The 17,284-nt window shown below is 58.5% G+C and carries 22 protein-coding genes; 11 read left to right on the top strand and 11 right to left on the bottom strand.

The window, feature by feature from the left end; all coding sequences use genetic code 11:
* Positions 1-72: 72 nt before the first annotated feature.
* Positions 73-564, top strand: coding sequence for a peptide-methionine (S)-S-oxide reductase MsrA (gene msrA / locus KUV52_RS11065; RefSeq protein WP_222525993.1), 492 nt, complete (start codon positions 73-75; stop codon positions 562-564).
* 53 nt (positions 565-617) lie between these two features.
* Here msrA and ylqF read toward each other — a convergent pair whose 3' ends face one another.
* The 7 genes from ylqF to seqA form a co-directional block, all read right to left on the bottom strand.
* Entirely contained in the window at positions 618-1,553 is a 936-nt protein-coding gene (ylqF, locus tag KUV52_RS11060) for a ribosome biogenesis GTPase YlqF (protein WP_222525992.1), read from the bottom strand.
* Between the two features lie 88 nt (positions 1,554-1,641).
* Positions 1,642-2,118, bottom strand: a complete 477-nt coding sequence (locus KUV52_RS11055) for a peroxiredoxin (RefSeq protein WP_222525991.1) — start codon at positions 2,116-2,118, stop codon at positions 1,642-1,644.
* 80 nt (positions 2,119-2,198) lie between these two features.
* A complete protein-coding gene (locus tag KUV52_RS11050; protein ID WP_222525990.1) occupies positions 2,199-2,612 on the bottom strand; it encodes a GNAT family N-acetyltransferase in 414 nt (137 codons plus the stop codon).
* Between the two features lie 166 nt (positions 2,613-2,778).
* Positions 2,779-3,291: a GNAT family N-acetyltransferase gene (locus KUV52_RS11045; protein WP_222525989.1), complete on the bottom strand. Its 513-nt coding sequence runs from the start codon at positions 3,289-3,291 to the stop codon at positions 2,779-2,781.
* Positions 3,292-3,294: 3 nt separating this feature from the next.
* Entirely contained in the window at positions 3,295-4,014 is a 720-nt protein-coding gene (locus KUV52_RS11040; protein WP_222526835.1) for an SIMPL domain-containing protein, read from the bottom strand.
* A gap of 58 nt (positions 4,015-4,072) precedes the next feature.
* Complete coding sequence (pgm, locus tag KUV52_RS11035; RefSeq protein WP_222525988.1) at positions 4,073-5,710, bottom strand: phosphoglucomutase (alpha-D-glucose-1,6-bisphosphate-dependent); 1,638 nt, start codon at positions 5,708-5,710, stop codon at positions 4,073-4,075.
* 18 nt (positions 5,711-5,728) lie between these two features.
* Positions 5,729-6,271, bottom strand: a complete 543-nt coding sequence (seqA, locus tag KUV52_RS11030) for a replication initiation negative regulator SeqA (RefSeq protein ID WP_222525987.1) — start codon at positions 6,269-6,271, stop codon at positions 5,729-5,731.
* A gap of 139 nt (positions 6,272-6,410) precedes the next feature.
* Here seqA and KUV52_RS11025 point away from each other — a divergent pair, with 139 nt between their 5' ends.
* Genes KUV52_RS11025 through fldA form a run of 4 tightly spaced genes read left to right on the top strand, consistent with a single transcriptional unit; the run spans position 6,411 to position 8,339 of the window.
* Positions 6,411-7,223 (top strand): alpha/beta fold hydrolase, encoded by an 813-nt coding sequence (locus tag KUV52_RS11025; protein ID WP_222525986.1) that lies wholly within the window; start codon positions 6,411-6,413, stop codon positions 7,221-7,223.
* A gap of 33 nt (positions 7,224-7,256) precedes the next feature.
* Entirely contained in the window at positions 7,257-7,478 is a 222-nt protein-coding gene (locus KUV52_RS11020) for a DUF2788 domain-containing protein (protein ID WP_222525985.1), read from the top strand.
* Positions 7,479-7,490: 12 nt separating this feature from the next.
* Positions 7,491-7,778, top strand: a complete 288-nt coding sequence (ybfE, locus tag KUV52_RS11015; protein ID WP_222525984.1) for a LexA regulated protein — start codon at positions 7,491-7,493, stop codon at positions 7,776-7,778.
* A gap of 36 nt (positions 7,779-7,814) precedes the next feature.
* A complete protein-coding gene (gene fldA, locus KUV52_RS11010; protein WP_222525983.1) occupies positions 7,815-8,339 on the top strand; it encodes a flavodoxin FldA in 525 nt (174 codons plus the stop codon).
* A gap of 54 nt (positions 8,340-8,393) precedes the next feature.
* Here the strand turns inward: fldA and KUV52_RS11005 are convergent, their stop codons facing one another.
* Positions 8,394-8,882: a DUF4442 domain-containing protein gene (locus KUV52_RS11005; protein WP_315900150.1), complete on the bottom strand. Its 489-nt coding sequence runs from the start codon at positions 8,880-8,882 to the stop codon at positions 8,394-8,396.
* A gap of 143 nt (positions 8,883-9,025) precedes the next feature.
* Here KUV52_RS11005 and KUV52_RS11000 point away from each other — a divergent pair, with 143 nt between their 5' ends.
* From KUV52_RS11000 to KUV52_RS10980, 5 genes are all read left to right on the top strand, one after another.
* Positions 9,026-10,240: a pyridoxal phosphate-dependent aminotransferase gene (locus tag KUV52_RS11000; RefSeq protein ID WP_222525981.1), complete on the top strand. Its 1,215-nt coding sequence runs from the start codon at positions 9,026-9,028 to the stop codon at positions 10,238-10,240.
* A gap of 21 nt (positions 10,241-10,261) precedes the next feature.
* Positions 10,262-10,864, top strand: coding sequence for a 5'-deoxynucleotidase (gene yfbR / locus KUV52_RS10995; RefSeq protein WP_222525980.1), 603 nt, complete (start codon positions 10,262-10,264; stop codon positions 10,862-10,864).
* Between the two features lie 55 nt (positions 10,865-10,919).
* On the top strand, positions 10,920-12,266 hold the full coding sequence (locus tag KUV52_RS10990; protein WP_222525979.1) for an anti-phage deoxyguanosine triphosphatase: 1,347 nt from the start codon (positions 10,920-10,922) through the stop codon (positions 12,264-12,266).
* Between the two features lie 57 nt (positions 12,267-12,323).
* A complete protein-coding gene (locus tag KUV52_RS10985; protein WP_222525978.1) occupies positions 12,324-13,688 on the top strand; it encodes a DUF4397 domain-containing protein in 1,365 nt (454 codons plus the stop codon).
* 151 nt (positions 13,689-13,839) lie between these two features.
* Positions 13,840-14,058, top strand: a complete 219-nt coding sequence (locus KUV52_RS10980; protein WP_222525977.1) for a hypothetical protein — start codon at positions 13,840-13,842, stop codon at positions 14,056-14,058.
* 32 nt (positions 14,059-14,090) lie between these two features.
* Here KUV52_RS10980 and KUV52_RS10975 read toward each other — a convergent pair whose 3' ends face one another.
* Positions 14,091-14,723, bottom strand: a complete 633-nt coding sequence (locus KUV52_RS10975; protein WP_222525976.1) for a YchE family NAAT transporter — start codon at positions 14,721-14,723, stop codon at positions 14,091-14,093.
* A gap of 271 nt (positions 14,724-14,994) precedes the next feature.
* Between KUV52_RS10975 and KUV52_RS10970 the strand changes: the two genes are divergently transcribed.
* Positions 14,995-16,041, top strand: a complete 1,047-nt coding sequence (locus KUV52_RS10970) for a saccharopine dehydrogenase family protein (protein ID WP_222525975.1) — start codon at positions 14,995-14,997, stop codon at positions 16,039-16,041.
* 6 nt (positions 16,042-16,047) lie between these two features.
* Here KUV52_RS10970 and KUV52_RS10965 read toward each other — a convergent pair whose 3' ends face one another.
* Positions 16,048-16,374, bottom strand: a complete 327-nt coding sequence (locus KUV52_RS10965; protein ID WP_261389967.1) for a TM2 domain-containing protein — start codon at positions 16,372-16,374, stop codon at positions 16,048-16,050.
* Positions 16,375-16,521: 147 nt separating this feature from the next.
* Entirely contained in the window at positions 16,522-17,271 is a 750-nt protein-coding gene (gene pstB / locus KUV52_RS10960; protein ID WP_222525974.1) for a phosphate ABC transporter ATP-binding protein PstB, read from the bottom strand.
* Between the last annotated feature and the right edge of the window lie 13 nt (positions 17,272-17,284).

Raw genomic sequence — 17,284 nt, 5'->3', positions numbered from 1 at the left:
ATCCAAATGGCCATTTTGTCGGCACAGAGCGCGCCGGTGGCCGCTACTGCTGATACGGTTTAGGAGCCTTGCATGAGTCGAGTTCAGATTGCCACCCTGGGCGCCGGATGTTTCTGGGGTGTGGAGCACTTCCTGCGTCAAATCCCCGGGGTAAAGTCAGTGGCCTGCGGCTATATGGGTGGGCACCTTGAGCACCCGACCTACCCTGAGGTGAAACAGGGGCACACCGGCCATGCGGAAGTGGTGCAGATTGCCTTTGATGCCGATGAAGTGTGCTTTGATGAGATTCTGACGTTCTTCTGGCAACACCATAACCCCACCACTTTAAACCAGCAGGGGGTGGACTTTGGCAGCCAGTACCGTTCGGTGATCTTCTATCACGATGAAGATCAGCAGGAGGCGGCGCTTCGCTCCAAGGCTCATCAGCAGGCGGAAGGCTACTGGAAAGACAAAACCATCGTTACCGAGATCACCCCGGCCACCACCTTCTGGCGTGCCGAGGAGTACCACCAGAATTACCTGGAGAAAAACGATGAGCCCACCTGCCACCTGCCCTTCTACTGAGCCGGGCAACGGACACAAAAAAGCCGGGCGTTGTGCCCGGCTTTCTCATTCATTTAACGACGGCGCTTACTGCGCTTTTTGCCCTTCTCCTGGGCTTTGGCTTCCTTCTCCGCCTCCGCCCGTTCGCGCAGAATCGCCAACTCGGCCTCTTCGCGCTCTTTCATCTCCGGGGTTTCCAGGGTAATCCGCCCCAGGGTGCCGCTACGCAGTTCATTGATGAGAATGGTGCCGAACTTGGTGAAGTCCACCTGGTTGCCGGAACGCACACAGCCCCGCTGTTTGCCCGCCATCTCCATAAACTCCCAGTCGGTTTCCGGCAGTTCATCCAGCTTGTAGCGACTCTTCAGCAGTTCCGGATAGGTTGCCAGAAGGTACTCGGAGACATAGCTGCCCACGTCCTCGTATACCACCACGGTGTCCCGAATCGCCCCGGTGGCTGCCAGACGGTAGCCATAATGTTCGTTCTCCAGCTTGGGCCAAAGCATGCCGGGGGTGTCATACAGCATGATGCCGTCATCCAACTTGATCCGTTGCTGCGCTTTTGTGACCGCCGGCTCGTTGCCGGTTTTGGCCACAACCCGCCCCGCCAGAGTGTTGATCAGGGTGGACTTGCCCACATTGGGGATCCCCATGATCATCGCCTTAATCTGCTTGCCTGGGCCCACTTTGCTGGGCACCAGCTTGTGGCACAGCTCCACGATCTTATGGATATGGCCCACTTTATCGTCCGCCAGGGCCAGGGTTTTTACGCCTCGCTCCTGCTCCAGATAAGCCATCCAGGCCTGAGTCATCTCAGGGTCCGCCAGGTCCGCCTTGTTGAGGATCTTGATCACCGGCTTATCCTTGCGCAGTTTGGCCACCATTGGGTTTTCACTGCTGTAGGGGATGCGCGCATCCAGAACCTCGATGATCACGTCCATCTGGGGCATGACCTCGCGGATCTCATTGCGGGCTTTGTTCATATGGCCGGGAAACCACTGGATCGACATCGGCGTTACTCGTTTGGAATGGGTGGGCGAAGTGTACCCGCTTGCCGTGCTGACGTCAGCAAAAGGGGGCGCATAGGCCCCCTTTCGATTACAGGTTCAACGCTTTGAGCACGGTTTCGGCGTCGCTCACCTCAAACGCTTTGGGCGCTTCCACATTGAGCAGGGTGACGACGTTGTCTTTGATGACCATGGCGTAGCGCTGGGCACGGGTGCCGCCAAAGCTGCCGGTCTCCATGCTCAGGCCCAATGCCTTATGGACCGAGCCATCACCATCGGCCAGCATATCGATGGCGTCGGCGTTCTGGCTGTCGCCCCACGCTTTCATCACAAACGCATCGTTCACCGCAACACAAGCGATGGCATCCACGCCGCCCGCTTTCAACTTGTCCGCGAGCACCACATAGCCGGGAAGGTGGGCCTGGCTGCAGGTTGGTGTAAAAGCGCCGGGCACCGCAAACAGCACCACGGTTCGCCCGGCGAAATATCCGTTATCCACGGTTTCCATGCCATCGGCGGTCAGGCGGGTAAAGGTGATGGGGGGAAGGGTGTCTCCTACGGCAATCATCTCAGGCTCCTTTTTTGATTGAGGCAGGCTTTAAGCCTATCCCCGATCCCGGAAAACGAACACCTGATGTTGCTGTGGGTTTAGCGCGCAAGGGACGGCAACTGGTAGCGCCCCTCTCCAGCCAGTTCAAAACCGGCAAATCGCAGTACCGATTCCGCTGCGCCATCGTCCGGTTTTACCCATGCGGTGAGCGTGTCGCTGGGACACTCCTGCTGAAAACGATGCCCCCAGGCTCTGATCATCTCCCTGGCGTACCCTTTGCCGCGCGCACTTTCGAACAGGGCAAACTCCAGACGCCACCCGCCCGTCGGCTCGGGCCAGGTCAGCACCATGCCGATCTCATCGCCTGATGAGTCGAGTACCACAGAGGGGGGAAAGCGGGGGTCAAACCGGTCGGCATCGCCAAGGTCAGGGGCATGGCGGAACGACACCGTCATACCAGCGTCTTCAGGCAGTGCTGGCCGGAGAGTAAGACGAGTGGTTGTGAAAAACATGACACCCCTGAGATACAGCTCAACATCAGAGTTTCAGATTACACAATTGAGACCGGACATTGCTTAAGCAATTTTAAGAAAAAGCCAAAAAGCCAAAGTTGTGTCGTTACTTCTGTGTAAGCCAATGCGCTCTTTTCCCGAATCTCCCTCAGGCAGCACAAGTAACTTAATTCACCAGTGGACGCAGGTAATGTCGATCCAGCAGTTGATACTCAGCATTAAACCACTCGCGACTCAGGCGAAAACCACACTTTTCCAGGATCCTGCAGGAAGCGGTATTTTCCGCGAAGGCATAGGCATGGAGGCACTCACCGGCAAGCGCCTTCTCCAGGTAGCTCACCAGTGCCTGAGCCAGCTCACTGGCCAGGCCCTGCCCCCAGCAGTGGCGATGAAACTTGTACCCCATCTCCCACTGGTCATCGTCATTTCGATAGACGGCGGCGGTGCCCAGTCCATTGCCGTCGTTTGAGGTCACCGCCCATAGGCACAGCGAGCCATCAATCTCACGTTGCCCCGCCAGTTCCAGCAGGGCAAAGGTCGATTGCTCATAGGTTTGCGGCGGCCGGTCGGTGTAACGCATCACCTCTGGGTCCGCCTCCAGGGCAGCAAACCAGGGCAGATCACCCGGCTCGAGTGGCCGGACAATCATTCGCTCAGTCGTAAATATGGGCACACTCATGGGTCAGTCCGACAGGTAATATTCCACCGTGGAGACCACCCGAATCTTCTTGATGTAGGGGGTATTGGCATCACGATCGTTGATGGAAAACTGGCCCTGACTGGCACGCTTAATCTTGCCCAGACGGCTCTGAGAATCCTCGGCGAACTTCTGGGCCACGGAGCGCGCATTGGTGGTGGCCTCCTCAACCATGGCGGGCTTGATGTCGTTCAGCCCCAGAAACAGGTACTGCACGGCACCGCGATAATCGTCCTGGCTGATCACGATGCCCTGTTTGCCCAGAGTGGCAATCTCTCCCATGATGCGACGGGTTTCATCCACGTCGTAGGAGTAGACGGTCAGGCTCTGGGTGGCTGAGTATCGAAGCGGAACATCAGCCGCACCGCCATACTGCTGCGCCAGCTTATCAACGACGGTGGGAGGTGACACGGTAATGGTGCCCGGTGCCAATCCCTGACGGGTCAGGAAGGTCTGAATGGTCTGAATGTCCGCCTCAAGTTTGTTGTAGAGCGCGGTCAAATCATTATCCGCCGCCACGATGCGGATGGGCCAAATCACCACATCTGCGGGCATCTCCCGCTCGGACAATCCCTTGACGGTCACACTGCGCTCATACGCTTTAATCGAAAGCGCGCTGCTGCCCAACTGGTAGCCCAACAAACCGAGTCCCACCACCAGACCCAAAGCCAGGATCAAGGCAGGACGGATATACGCGGTTTTCATGTTCACGGGCGTCTCCTTCAAGTACGAAAAAGGGAGCCAATGCGGCTCCCTATTCAGATTAGCTGCTGAGCTTGGCAATCAGTGCCTGAGCCTCCTCCAGCAGAGCATTAAGGTGTGATTCACCCAGGCTGCTCTCAGCATAGATCTTATAGATCGGCTCAGTACCGGAAGGTCGGGCGGCAAACCAGCCATGCTCAGTCACCATTTTCAGGCCACCGATGCTGGCCCCGTTGCCCGGGGCGCGGGTCAGAATCGCCTGAACCGGCTCGCCAGCAAGGTGATCACAGCTCAGCGTTTCCGGGTCCAGCGTTTTGAAAGCCGCTTTGATCGCCTCGGTAGCCGGCGCATCGATACGACGGTAGTGGTGGACACCAAACCGGGCTTCGAGCGCTTCATAATGGGCTGCGGGGCTCTGTCCGGTCACCGCCTGGATCTCAGCCGCCAGCAGGCAGAGGATGAACCCGTCTTTGTCAGTGCTGAACGCACGGCCCTGACGATCCAGGAAGCTGGCGCCGGCACTCTCCTCGCCGCCGAAACCCAGTGTGCCCAGGCTCAGACCTTCCACAAACCACTTAAAGCCGACCGGGACCTCCTGCAGCGGATAGCCCTTGGCGGCCACCACCTTATCGATGATGGCGCTGGACACCAGGGTTTTGCCAACAGCGATTCCCTGCGGCCACTGGGGACGATGAGCCAACAGATAATCGATGGCCACCGCCAGGAAGTGGTTGGGGTTCATCAGCCCGCCATCACGGCAAACGATGCCGTGACGGTCTGCATCCGGGTCGTTGGCCAGAGCCAGGTCATACTGGTCCTTAATGGCCAGCAGCGGCGCCATCGCGTGACTTGAGGAGCAATCCATCCGGATCTGCCCATCTTTATCCAACGCCATAAAACCGAAGGCCGGATCCACCCGATCGTTCACAACGGTGAGGTCCAGACCGTAGCGTTCACCAATACGCTGCCACACGGAAACGGAGGCGCCACCCAGCGGGTCAACACCCAGACGGATGCCGGACTTAGCGATCACTTCCATATTCAGCACCTGACCCAGCGCTTCAATGTACTCGCCGATCAGGTCCCACTCCTCCACCAGGGCGGTGGCCATGGCCACATCGTGGCTGACCCAGCGTACACCTTCCAGCCCATGGGCCAGGTAGTGGTTGGCCCGGGCGGCAATAAAGTCAGTGACATCGGTGTCTGCCGGGCCGCCATGCGGGGGGTTGTACTTGATGCCGCCATCCGCCGGCGGGTTGTGGCTGGGGGTCAGGATCAGACCGTCCGCCAACTCATCGCTGGTGCGGTTGTAGCGGATGACGCCATAGGAGAGGACCGGCGTCGGCAGAAAAGCCCGGCCCTTCTGAATGTGGATCCGGACGCCGTTGGCCGCCAGCACTTCAATGGCAGTAAAGAACGCCGGCTGACTGAGGGCGTGGGTGTCATAGCCCAGCAACATGGGGCCGCGAATACCGGCCTGACGACGATAATCCACCACAGCCTGGGTGATGGCACGGATGTGCGACTGGTTAAAGCTGCGCTTCAGCGCACTGCCACGATGACCGGAGGTGCCAAAACTGACCTGCTCTGCAGGGTGGTCGGCTCGGGGTGACAGGGTGTAGTAACTGCTGATCAGGTGCGGGATGTCCGCCAGATCAGACTGAAGGGCAGGCTGACCTGCCCGATCATGTAGTGACATATTTCGTCCTGGAGGGAATCAAATCTGTTCTGCAATGCGGACAGCCAGAGTCTTCTGGCAACCCAGCAATTCAAGCACTTCCTCAAGGATAGCCCGCTTCTTGGCAGTGTTGTTGTTAGCGGAAACCCAGAATGGGCTGGCGCCAATCTGCTTGGGGTTGGCACTGGGGCTGGCTTTCAGCAAACCCTCTTTGCTTTGGGAGAAGTAGAGGCGGTCGCGACCACGGATCTCCAGCACGCCATCAAAGGTGCCGGGGTACTGACGATAGAGACAGTCCAGAAGGTAGACGAAGCGGCCAACAGCCCCTTTCTGACGTTCCAACTGCTCATCGCCCAGCAGTTCATCAAACACACCTGACTCTGCCACCGCAGAGCGCACCGGCGCTTGCTCGGCGACCCCTTCCATTGAGGGCTCGCTGATTCGCTCCGGGATCGACTCAGCCTCTGCAGTCACTTCCAGACCCAGAAGGCGACGCAGAATGTCCGAAGCGCTCTCACCGATCTGTTGGGTGTTGGAGGCGATGTAGCGGTACAGCTCGTCGTCGATCTCGATGTATTTCATTGCAGTCCTGTCAGCTTTTTTGCACAAAATCAGACGCATTATAACGAGCGAGTTGGCTGCCGACCACGGCAAAAACTTGCCAAGTTGCTCACACCGTTGGCACAATCCGGCGCCGATTGCAGTGCGGCAGGAGAAACCGGTGTCTATTCACTATGAACGCCATGGCCAGGGGCCAACCGTCATCCTTATTCACGGTCTGTTTGGTGACCGAGACAACCTCGCAGGTCTAGGCCGGGCGCTGGAGGCGGAAGGGTACGACATCATCCGCATTGACCTGCGCAACCACGGCCTGTCCGCCCACAACGACAGCATGAGCCTGGCCGAGATGGCAGAGGATCTTGAGCAACTGCGCCAAACCCTCTCCATCGAGCAGATGGCGCTGGTGGGACACAGCCTGGGCGGCAAAGTGGCCATGACCTATGCCCAGGCCCATCCGTCGCGCGTCACCGCCATGGTGGTCGCGGACATTGCACCGGTGGGCTACCACCGTCGTCACGACACCATTCTGGCCACCCTGAGCAGCATCGATGCCGCCAACCTACCGTCACGCAAGGCCGCGCAACAGCGCATGATGGAGGTCGGCATTGACGCCGGTACGGCCCTGTTCCTCACCAAGAACCTGAAGCCCCGCCCAGAAGGGGGCTACCGCTGGCAGATCAACCTGCCAGCCATTGACGCCAACTACCCCCATCTTATTGGCGCCCTGCCGGATGCCCTTCCCTGGGAGGGGCCGGTGCGTTTTATCAAGGGTGAGCACTCCGACTACCTGCTGCCGGAACACCAGCCTGAGGTGCAGGCTCGCTTCCCCAACGCCGAGGCCCGGGTGATAGCCGGTACCGGCCACTGGCTTCATGCCGAGAAACCTCAACTGTTTAACCGTCAGGTGATCCAGTTTCTTAACCGGCATTTGGGCGGTTCCACCCATGGTCACGATCCAGCGGCTGTGCTATAGTGCGCGCCCTCAAAACGCCAGGAAGGTGACGACATGCTGAATATCCGATTTGAACAATTGGAGGCGCTGGGCCTGAATCTGGGTCTGGCGGCGATATTCTTCCTAATCGGCATGTCCATCAGGGACGTATTGAACAAGGGTAATGTGCCCCCTTTCGGGCGCTTTATCGTTTGGCTAGTGCTGTTTTTAGGCTGTGCCGGCTTCATTGCCAAAGGGCTGATTCAGCTCTTTTGGGAAGGCTCGGGCATCGGCTGACCGTCATAGATCATGGCAATCGAGAAAACCGACAGAACGACCCTGGACATGTTCGCCACGGAGAAGCGCCGTGGCCGCCCGCGGACCAATCCTTTGACCCGGGAAGAACAACTGCGGATCAACAAGCGTAACCAGATCCAGCGGGACCGCTCCCGGGGGCTCAAACGCATTGAGCTCAAGGTCTCAGAAGCGTTATACAACGCCTTGAATGACCAGGCCCTGGACAGTAATATCAGCCGCAGTCAACTGATTGAGTCCATCTTGCTGGCACAATTCAACTTGGACTCGGACCGCCCCTGAGGCGGATCATATTCACCAACAGATATAGGTATGCGAATGGCAAGCGTAGGTCTGTTCTTTGGCAGCGACACCGGTAACACCGAAGCCGTTGCCAAGATGATCCAGAAAAAACTTGGCGAAAAAATGGTGGCCGTAAAGGACATCGCCAAGAGCAGTAAAGAGGAGATCGACGATTACAGCTTGCTGCTGCTCGGGATCCCAACCTGGTACTACGGCGAAGCTCAGTGCGACTGGGATGACTTCTTCCCGGAACTGGAGCAAATCGACTTCACCGACAAACTGGTTGCCATCTTCGGTTGTGGCGATCAGGAGGACTACGCCGAGTACTTCCTCGACGCCATGGGCCAGATCGCTGACATCGTGCGTGAGCGCGGCGGCATTATCGTTGGCCACACCTCCACCGAGGGTTACACCTTCGAAGCCTCTAAGGCGCTGGTGGACGACAACACCTTTGTTGGCCTGGGTATCGACGAAGATCGCCAGCCTGAGCTGACCGAAGAGCGCGTGGACGCCTGGGTTAAGCAGATCTACGACGAGATGTGCCTGGCTGAGCTGGGCTAATCCGCCCGCGAGCAGACTCAAAAAAAGAGGACCCATCGGGGTCCTCTTTTTGTATCAGGCCGCTTCCGCTGGCGGCGCCATTCGGTACTTGGGCTTCTTCCTGACGTACAGCACCCGTCTCAACCGACATACCACATCGCCGCTTTCGTCCTTCACCTCCACCACAAACTCCGGCAGAACCTTGTCGCCCTCTGCGGTGGCGGAACGAATCGCGTCCAGTTGCCCATCAGTAAGACGGAACTCCGCATACACCCTACCCTTACCCGGCTTGATGTAGTCGATATCCGCTTCCTTGTCCCAGACCCGGTACTCTTTGCCAAAAATGCCCATCAGCATCATGGCATAGATGGGATCGGTCATTGAGAACAGGCTGCCCCCGTAATGGGAGCCGTTGGCGTTACGGTTCCAGGCGCGCAACCTCAGCCCAACGCGACAGTAGCGATAATCCTGATCCAACTGCTCTATCCGGATACCCGGAAACAGAAAAGGCGGCCATACATTTAGTAACCGCCTTACGGTGTTTGCACTCACCGGCCAGCTCACATCCACTCCTTGACTGGTCATACCACTAGAGCAATGATCCTATATTGTGATCGTCATCACATCAACCCGGGCTTCACACTTTCGAGGCTTTTCGATATGTTGCGAGATCCTATTTTGCGTACTTTTTTTAGAGGTTTCCTCCAATGCGTCCCATTATGAAGTCCAACAAACTGAACTCGGTCTGCTATGACATTCGGGGTCCAGTGGCACGGGAGGCAAAGCGACTGGAAGAGGAGGGCCACCGGGTATTGAAGCTGAACATCGGCAACCCGGCCCCCTTTGGGTTCGATGCCCCGGAGGAGATCATCCGCGATGTGATCCTGAACCTGCCTGAGAGCCAGGGCTACTGTGATTCCAAGGGTCTGTTCTCCGCCCGTAAGGCGGTGATGCAGCACTACCAGCCCTTCGGCATCATGGACGTGGATGTGGAAGACATCTACATCGGTAACGGTGTGTCCGAGCTGATCGTGATGGCGATGCAGGGTCTTCTGAACAACGGCGACGAGATTCTGGTACCGGCTCCGGACTACCCGCTCTGGACCGCCGCCGTGCATCTGGGTGGCGGCACCGCCGTACACTACCGCTGTGACGAGCAAGCCGACTGGATGCCGGATCTGGCGGACATCCGCGCCAAGATCACCCCGCAAACCCGCGCTCTGGTGATCATCAACCCCAACAACCCAACCGGCGCCGTTTACAGCCGTGCCATGCTGCTGGAGCTGCTGCAGATCGCCCGGGAGAACGACCTTATCGTGTTCTCCGACGAGATCTACGACAAGATCCTGTACGACGGTGCCACCCACATCCCCACCGCTTCTTTGGCGGACGATCTGCTGATCGTGACCTTTAACGGCCTCTCCAAGGCCTACCGTGCCGCAGGGTTCCGTGCCGGTTGGATGATGCTGTCCGGAGATCGCTCCCACGCCCGTGGCTACATCGAAGGACTGGAGATGCTGGCGTCGATGCGCCTCTGTGCCAACGTACCGGTGCAGCATGCGATTCAAACCGCACTGGGCGGCTACCAGTCCGTCAATGAGCTGCTTCTGCCCACCGGACGCCTGTGCCAGCAACGGGACCTGGTGGTCGAGCGACTGAATGCCATCGACGGGGTGAGCGTATACAAACCCCGGGGTGCCATGTACGCTTTCCCGAAGCTGGACACCAAGAAGTTCAATCTGATCGACGATGAGAAGCTGGTTCTGGACCTGCTGCTTCAGGAGAAGATCCTGCTGGTACAGGGCACCGCCTTTAACTGGCCGGAGCCGGATCACGTTCGGGTGGTGTTCCTGCCCCACATTGAGGACCTGGACCGGGCGATGGACAAGTTCGAACAGTTCCTGGGGCGCTATCGTCAGTAATTCAGGGTAAAGGAGACCTCCATGACGCCAATCCGCAGCACCTTCCTCGCCTGGCTCTTTCGCATGCCACTGATCCGGCGCTGGTCGCTGATGTATTGCGTCAAACCGGAGAACGTCGCTGAGCACAGCCATCAGGTGGCCATCGTGGCCCACCTGTTGGCGGTGATTAAGAACCGGCTCTACGGCGGGGATCTGGTACCGGAGCGGGCCGCCACCATCGCCTTGTATCACGAGTGCTCGGAAACCCGTCTGGGCGACATCGTCAGTCCGGTGAAGTACTCCAACAGCCAGATCACCAGCGAGTTCAAAAAGCTGGAGGCCGCGGCTGAGCAGCACTGCCTCGACAGTCTGCCGGAAGCGCTGCGAGAGGATTTCGCAGACCTGTTGATCCAAAGCCGGGTAGACCCGGAGTACGCGGCGGTGGTCAAAGCCGCCGATGTGATCTGCGCTTACCTCAAAGCCAAGGATGAACTGGCCCACAACAACCACGAGTTTTCCCATGTAGCCGAGAAGCTGGAGCCGCGTCTGGCGGAGCTGCGCCAGCAACCGGAAGTGGCCTACTTCCTGGATGTGTTCCTGGCCTCATGCGGGGCCACTCTGGACAGTCTCGCCAGCCCCTCTTGACGCTGCCCTCTCTGCCGCAGACACTGGAGGCTAAGCCTTTGAGTGGACACGGCAGATGAGCAAACCCTTATCGCCGCTCTGGCTGGAGCGGCGCTACCAGGAAAACAAACAACGCCAGGACGATCAGCGCAGTCCTTTCCAGCGCGACAAGGCACGGGTGCTGCACTCCGCCGCCTTCCGTCGCCTGCAAGCCAAAACCCAGGTACTGGGGGTTGGCATGAACGACTTCTATCGAACCCGCCTGACCCACTCCCTTGAAGCCTCTCAAATTGGCACCGCGCTGAACGCCCAGTTGCGCATCAAGTTTCCCGATATTGCGCCGCTGCTGGACGACCAGTTGATCGAAACCCTCTGCCTTGCCCATGACATAGGCCACCCGCCGTTTGGTCACGGGGGTGAGGTCGCCCTGAACTACATGATGCGGGAGCATGGCGGCTTCGAGGGCAATGGCCAGACGTTTCGGATCCTGTCCCGGCTGGAGCCCTACACTCAGGATTACGGCATGAACCTGACCCGCCGTACCCTGCTGGGGATCCTCAAATATCCGGTCAGTCATCGACAGGTTGCTCGCCCAGGGCAGCAGGGCCCCGCTGCGAGCTTCCGCCAGCTTAAGGCCAGCGATTGGCAACCGGCCAAGTCGATATTCGATGACGACGAACCGATCCTGGACTGGGTATTGGCGCCGCTGGCCGAAACCGAGCGTCAGGCTTTCCAGTCGCTCAAGCCTCATCCTGACGCCAGTGGTCATCGACGCAGCCGCTGCAAATCACTGGACTGCTCCATCATGGAGTTGGCCGACGACATCGCCTATTCGGTGCATGATCTGGAGGACGCCATTGTGCTGGGCATCGTGCAAGCGGCACGGTGGCAGGCACAGGTAGTGGAGCCTTTGATGGCGCAGGGTAGCCCCTTCACCTCCGAGCAACTGGGCCGCTTGAGCGATGATCTCTTCTGCCATGAACACCATCGCCGTAAGGACGCCATCGGCACATTGGTCAATGCGCTGATCACCTCGGTCACCCTGGTCGAACAGCCGCAGGCTGCTGGCTTGCCGCTGCTAAGTCAGATTGCCCGGCTTCGTGCTGAGCACCATACCCTGCTCAAGGTGCTGAAAGCCTTCGTCCTGACCGACGTCATTCGCAAGCCTGAGGTGCAACTGCTGGAGTTCAAGGGACAACAGATGGTGATGGAGCTGTTTGAGGCCTTTGCGTCCGATCCACAGCGCCTTTTGCCCAGTGCCACTGCCCGTCGATGGCAGGAGAACCAGGCCGAAGGACACAGCGGCAACCGGGTCATTGCCGATTACCTGTCCGGCATGACCGATGAGTTTGCGGCACGATTGCACGAGAACCTGTTCACTCCCCGCTCGGGAAATTTGTTCGAATTGCAATCCCGTATGTGATCCAGCGAATTTTCTGACCCGTTAGGTCTTTTCGAAATCAACAACCGGAGAGACCTCATGAAACGGATAGCCCAAGTTCTGCTACTGGGTTGCAGCGTGGCCTTCCTCGCTGCCTGTGATGACGACGATGATGATTTGGTGATTATTCCCCCGCCTGTGATTCCCCTTGAAGTCACCGACATTCGGGTGCTTCATGCCTCCCCCGACGCACCAATGGTGAACATTACCGTTAACGGCGATAACGCGCTGGAGATGGTGGATTACCAGGAAGGATCCGGCTTTATCGAACTGTTTGAAGGTGAGTACAGTATCGGTGTCGATGCCCTGCTTCCCTCTGGAGACACCGCCACCGTAATCGGCCCAGCTACCCTGGACCTGATGGGCGACATGGAATACTCCGTGATTGCGGTGGGCAAAGTGGCTGACGAAACCCTTGAGCCCCTGATTCTGACCCGACCCGACGAGGACTTTGGCGCCGGCAACATCCGCCTTCAGGTGGTCCATGCCAGTCCCGATGCGCCTGAAGTGGACGTCTATCTGACCGAACCGGATGCGGACATCAGTATGATGGACCCCGCTTTGGCATCCGTGCCCTTTAAGGGATACAGCGACCTGATTGAAGTCGCCTCAGGTGACTATCAGGCGCGAGTTACTCTGGCGGGAAGCAAGGAAGTGGTGTTTGACTCCGGTGCCCTGACGCTTGCCGCGGAAACTGACCTGATGCTGGTGGCTGTGACCAACACCCTCAGCGGCCCCTCGCCCATCAATGTGATGGCCTGGAGCGACGATGGCGTGTCTCTCATCAGCGATGTGAATGCAGGCGCTGAAGTGCGGGTGGTGCACGCCTCCCCCGATGCCCCGGAGGTAAACGTACTGGTGGACGACACCGTGGCGCTGAGCGATGTGCCCTTCCCGGCATTTTCCGGCTTCCTGCCCCTGAGTGCCGGCACCCACAACCTTAAAGTTGAGCCGTCTGCCGCCCCCGGCACCTACGTCATCGATGCCGATGCCGACTTTGCGCTCAATACCGCCTACACCGTGTTGGCTACCGGCTTCGTTGCCGAAATCACGCCCTGGATTGTTGAAGGCAAAGGCCGCCGGATTGCCACTGCTGCCCAGCTGCGCCTGCTCCACGCCTCTCCGAGTGCCGGAAACGTCGACATCTACGTCGGAACCGACAACGACATCTCCGATGAAGAACCGGCGTTCAGCGATGTACCGATTCGGGCGGAAACCGGACTGGTTGCCCTGCCCCCCGGTGACTACGTCGTGACCGTAACCGCGACCGGGACCAAGGACGCGGCAATCGGCCCGTTGGCCCTGACCCTGGAGGGCAACAAAATCTATACCGCCATTGCTCGCGACACTGCTGGTGGCGGAGGCCCACTGGGGCTGATTCTGCTGGATGACTTCAATATGTAACGCACTAGCTCAATCAAACGGCGCCCCAGTGGCGCCGTTTCTTTTGAGGCTCAACTTTGATCCACCTCCATCCGCTCACGGATGGATTGTTGCGTTTGTCGCTTGTCGGGGTAGAGTAAAAATTAGGCGGGTTGAACGCATGGAGGGAGTCATGGCAGCACGCTTACTGATTGTTATCGCCATTCTGATCCTCGGGAATCTGTACTGGTGGGTTCGCTATCGGCAGGCAGAGACAAACCGCAACATTGATGGCCGGGAGCGCGAAGAGCAACTCGATGCCCTGCAGGACCGTTGGGTTCAGTTTACCTGCGTGTCCATCATGCTGATCATGCTGCTTGCCCCACTGGGCAATGCGGTTTCTCAGTCCTGACAAAAACGGCGCCCTGAGGCGCCGTTTTAGGTTTACCCTGCCAGCGCAGGGAAGAGTCCTTTTGCCCCGGCGGCCACCACTTCAATGCCGATGGAGAGCATCAGCAGACCCATAATACGGGTAATCACGTTAATGCCCGTCTGCCCCAGCACGCGGAAGATCACCGGTGCCAAACGGAAGATGGCCCAGCTGCAGGCACCGAATACTACGATGGCGACGATCATGCCTATGGTGTCCATTGGCGTGCTGTTCTCTGCCGCAAACACAATCACCGAACTGATCGCGCCCGGGCCCGCCATCAACGGCAGCGCCAACGGAACCACCGCTACCGACTCACGAGCCGCTGATTCACGGTCTTCCGCCTTGTTGTGTTTCACCTCGCCCAGTTTGCCCTGCAGCATCGACATGGCGATAAAGACGATCAGCGTACCGCCAGCGATACGGAATGCCGGCAGGGAGATGCTGAACATATCGAGGATCATCTGGCCGGCCAGCAGCGTCACCACCAGAATCACCACCACGGCAAAGTTGGCGATGGTACCGGTGCGCTGGCGCTCCTGCTCGGTTTGGTGGCTGGTGAGGGTAACAAATACCGGCAACAGGCCGACCGGGTTGATGATGGCCACCAACCCCAGAAAAAATTGGAAAAACAGTGTCAAATCCACTGTGGGCGATCCCCGTTAGAAAAATGGGTATATAGGACGCGCGTACTTTAGCCAAACTGACTCTGGACGCAAAATGAATTATTTGCCATCAGACCGGGGCTGAAAGATTAGATTTTCTAATCATGATCTGAGTCACATTCGTTTTCTTTCAGCTGGCCTCATCCAGGCTTCCCACCGACCCGGCCCCGCCGTGGCATCCCCCCCCGCGATCTGTCAGACTGAAACGACCGTTTAGAACCCGAACATCACCCCATTTTTCAAGGAGTCACCGATGTCATGGATGATCTACGGGGCCACCGGTTATACCGGTACCCTGATCGCGGAAACCTGCGCCCGCCGGGGACTGGCCCCCACCCTCGCCGGACGCGATGCCACCAAACTTAGAGCCCTGTCAGAGAGACTCAATTTGCCTTATGTGGCGGTCTCGCTGGATAACCAACTGAATGAAGCGCTGTCCGGTTTCGACCTGGTGCTTCACTGTGCCGGCCCCTTCTCCGCGACCGCAGAACCCATGATGCAGGCCTGCCTCGCCACCGGAACCCACTACCTGGATATCACCGGCGAAGTGGATGTCTTTGAGCGTGCTGCCGAACTGAACGATTCGGCGCGGCAAGCGGGCATTGTTCTTATGCCCGGTGTGGGCTTTGATGTGATCCCCACCGATTGCGTGGCCGCCCGACTCAAAGCCGAGATGCCAGATGCCCAATCGCTCTCCCTGGGCTTCGATTCCCGCTCCGGCTTCTCTCCCGGTACCGCCAAGACCTCAGTTGAAGCGCTGCCCAAAGGAGGACTGATCCGCCGGGGTGGCCAGCTTACGGCAGTCCCGCTGGCTTACCGACAGGCGGATATCGACTTTGGCAATGGCACCAAACACGCCGCCACCATTCCATGGGGCGATGTCTCCACCGCGTGGCACAGCACCGGTATTCCCAACATTGAGGTGTACCTGCCAATGTCGCCCCGCAAGGCCAAACAGTTGAAGAAGCTCAATGCCCTGCGTTGGCTGCTCGGCTGGGGCTGGGTGCAGCGTGCTATCAAGAAACGCATTGAACAGCAGGTGGCCGGTCCCGATGAACAGCAGCGTCAGGACTCGCCCACCTGGGTCTGGGGCCGAGCCGAAAACGCTTCTGGCGAGGCTCTGGTGGCGCGCGTCAAAGTGGCCAATGGCTACGAAGTCACGGTTGAGGGCGCACTGGCCATGGTGGAGCGAGTGCTCAGCGAAAAGCCCTGTGGTTTCCTGACGCCCTCTCAACTGGCTGGCTGGCAACTGGTTGAACAGCTGCCCGGCAGCGGCACCATCACCCTATCGGAACAGTAAAGGCCGTTACGCCATCTTCAGGCACCAGCGCCGGTAAAACTGAACCGGGGCCATCCGGGCCAGCGCCATGCTGTCCCGGATCGCCAGCACCGTCGGTACCAGGGTCCAGCAGAACAGCAGATAGAGGCTGCCGCGAACCGGCTCACCGAGATAAAACTTGTGCACGCCAAAGCTGCCAAACCAGAGGCTAAGGCGTCTTGCCAAGCGCTGGCTACGCCAGTTCGGGTCCATCCCGGCAAGGGCCTCCAGACCCTGTCCAGCGAAGCAGTGTTCACACAGTGCGTTATCCAGCGAGATGGGGGAGCGGCATTGCGGGCAGGTTTGATTATTCATTGGTGTAGGGCCCTGACAGTAAAAAACTTATTTTAGGTACAGGTGTACGCTGAAATCCGTCATTGAGCTCACACTAACCCACTCACTGGCGACTGGGCATAAAAAAAGCGCCCCTTCAGGAGCGCTTTGACTTGCGGGTGGGTTGGGTTAACCGAAGTCCCCGGTGATGTAACCGTGGGTACGCTTATCCTTGGGGTTGGTAAAGATCTGCTCGGTATCACCGTGCTCCACCAGCTCTCCCATCAGGAAGAAGGCGGTCTTGTCGGCGATCCGTCGCGCTTGGGCCATGGAGTGGGTCACGATCACCACGGTGAAGTTCTTACGCAGATCTTCCATCAGTTCTTCGATGCGGGCGGTGGCAATCGGATCCAGTGCGGAGGTGGGCTCATCCATCAGAATCACATCCGGTTTCATTGCGATGGTACGGGCGATGCAGAGGCGTTGCTGTTGCCCCCCGGACAAGCCGAAGGCGTGAGAGTTCAGGCGGTCTTTAACCTCATCCCACAATGCCGCGCCGCGCAGGGCTTCCTCGACGATGGCGTCCAGCACCTTTTTGTCTTTCACGCCCTGTGCCCGCTGACCGTAGGCAACATTCTCGTAGATGCTCATCGGGAAGGGGTTCGGCTTCTGAAACACCATGCCGCAACGCATCCGCAGCTTACGCACATCCACATCAGCGTAGATGTCCGCCCCATCCATCTGGACGGAACCTTTAATGCGCACACCGGCAATCAGGTCGTTCATCCGGTTCAGGGTGCGCAGCAACGTGGACTTGCCACAACCCGAGGGGCCGATAAAGGCGGTCACCTGCTTCTTCGGGATCGCCAACTGGATATGTTTCAGCGCCTGGTTTTCGCCGTAGAACAGGTCGAGGTCTTTGATTTCAAAAGTGTTCATTGTCATTTACCGC

Source organism: Ferrimonas balearica (assembly GCF_019802055.1).
GTDB lineage: Bacteria > Pseudomonadota > Gammaproteobacteria > Enterobacterales > Shewanellaceae > Ferrimonas > Ferrimonas balearica_A.
The sequence above is the reverse complement of the archived record's forward strand: the minus strand, read 5'-3'. Positions and strand labels throughout refer to the sequence as shown.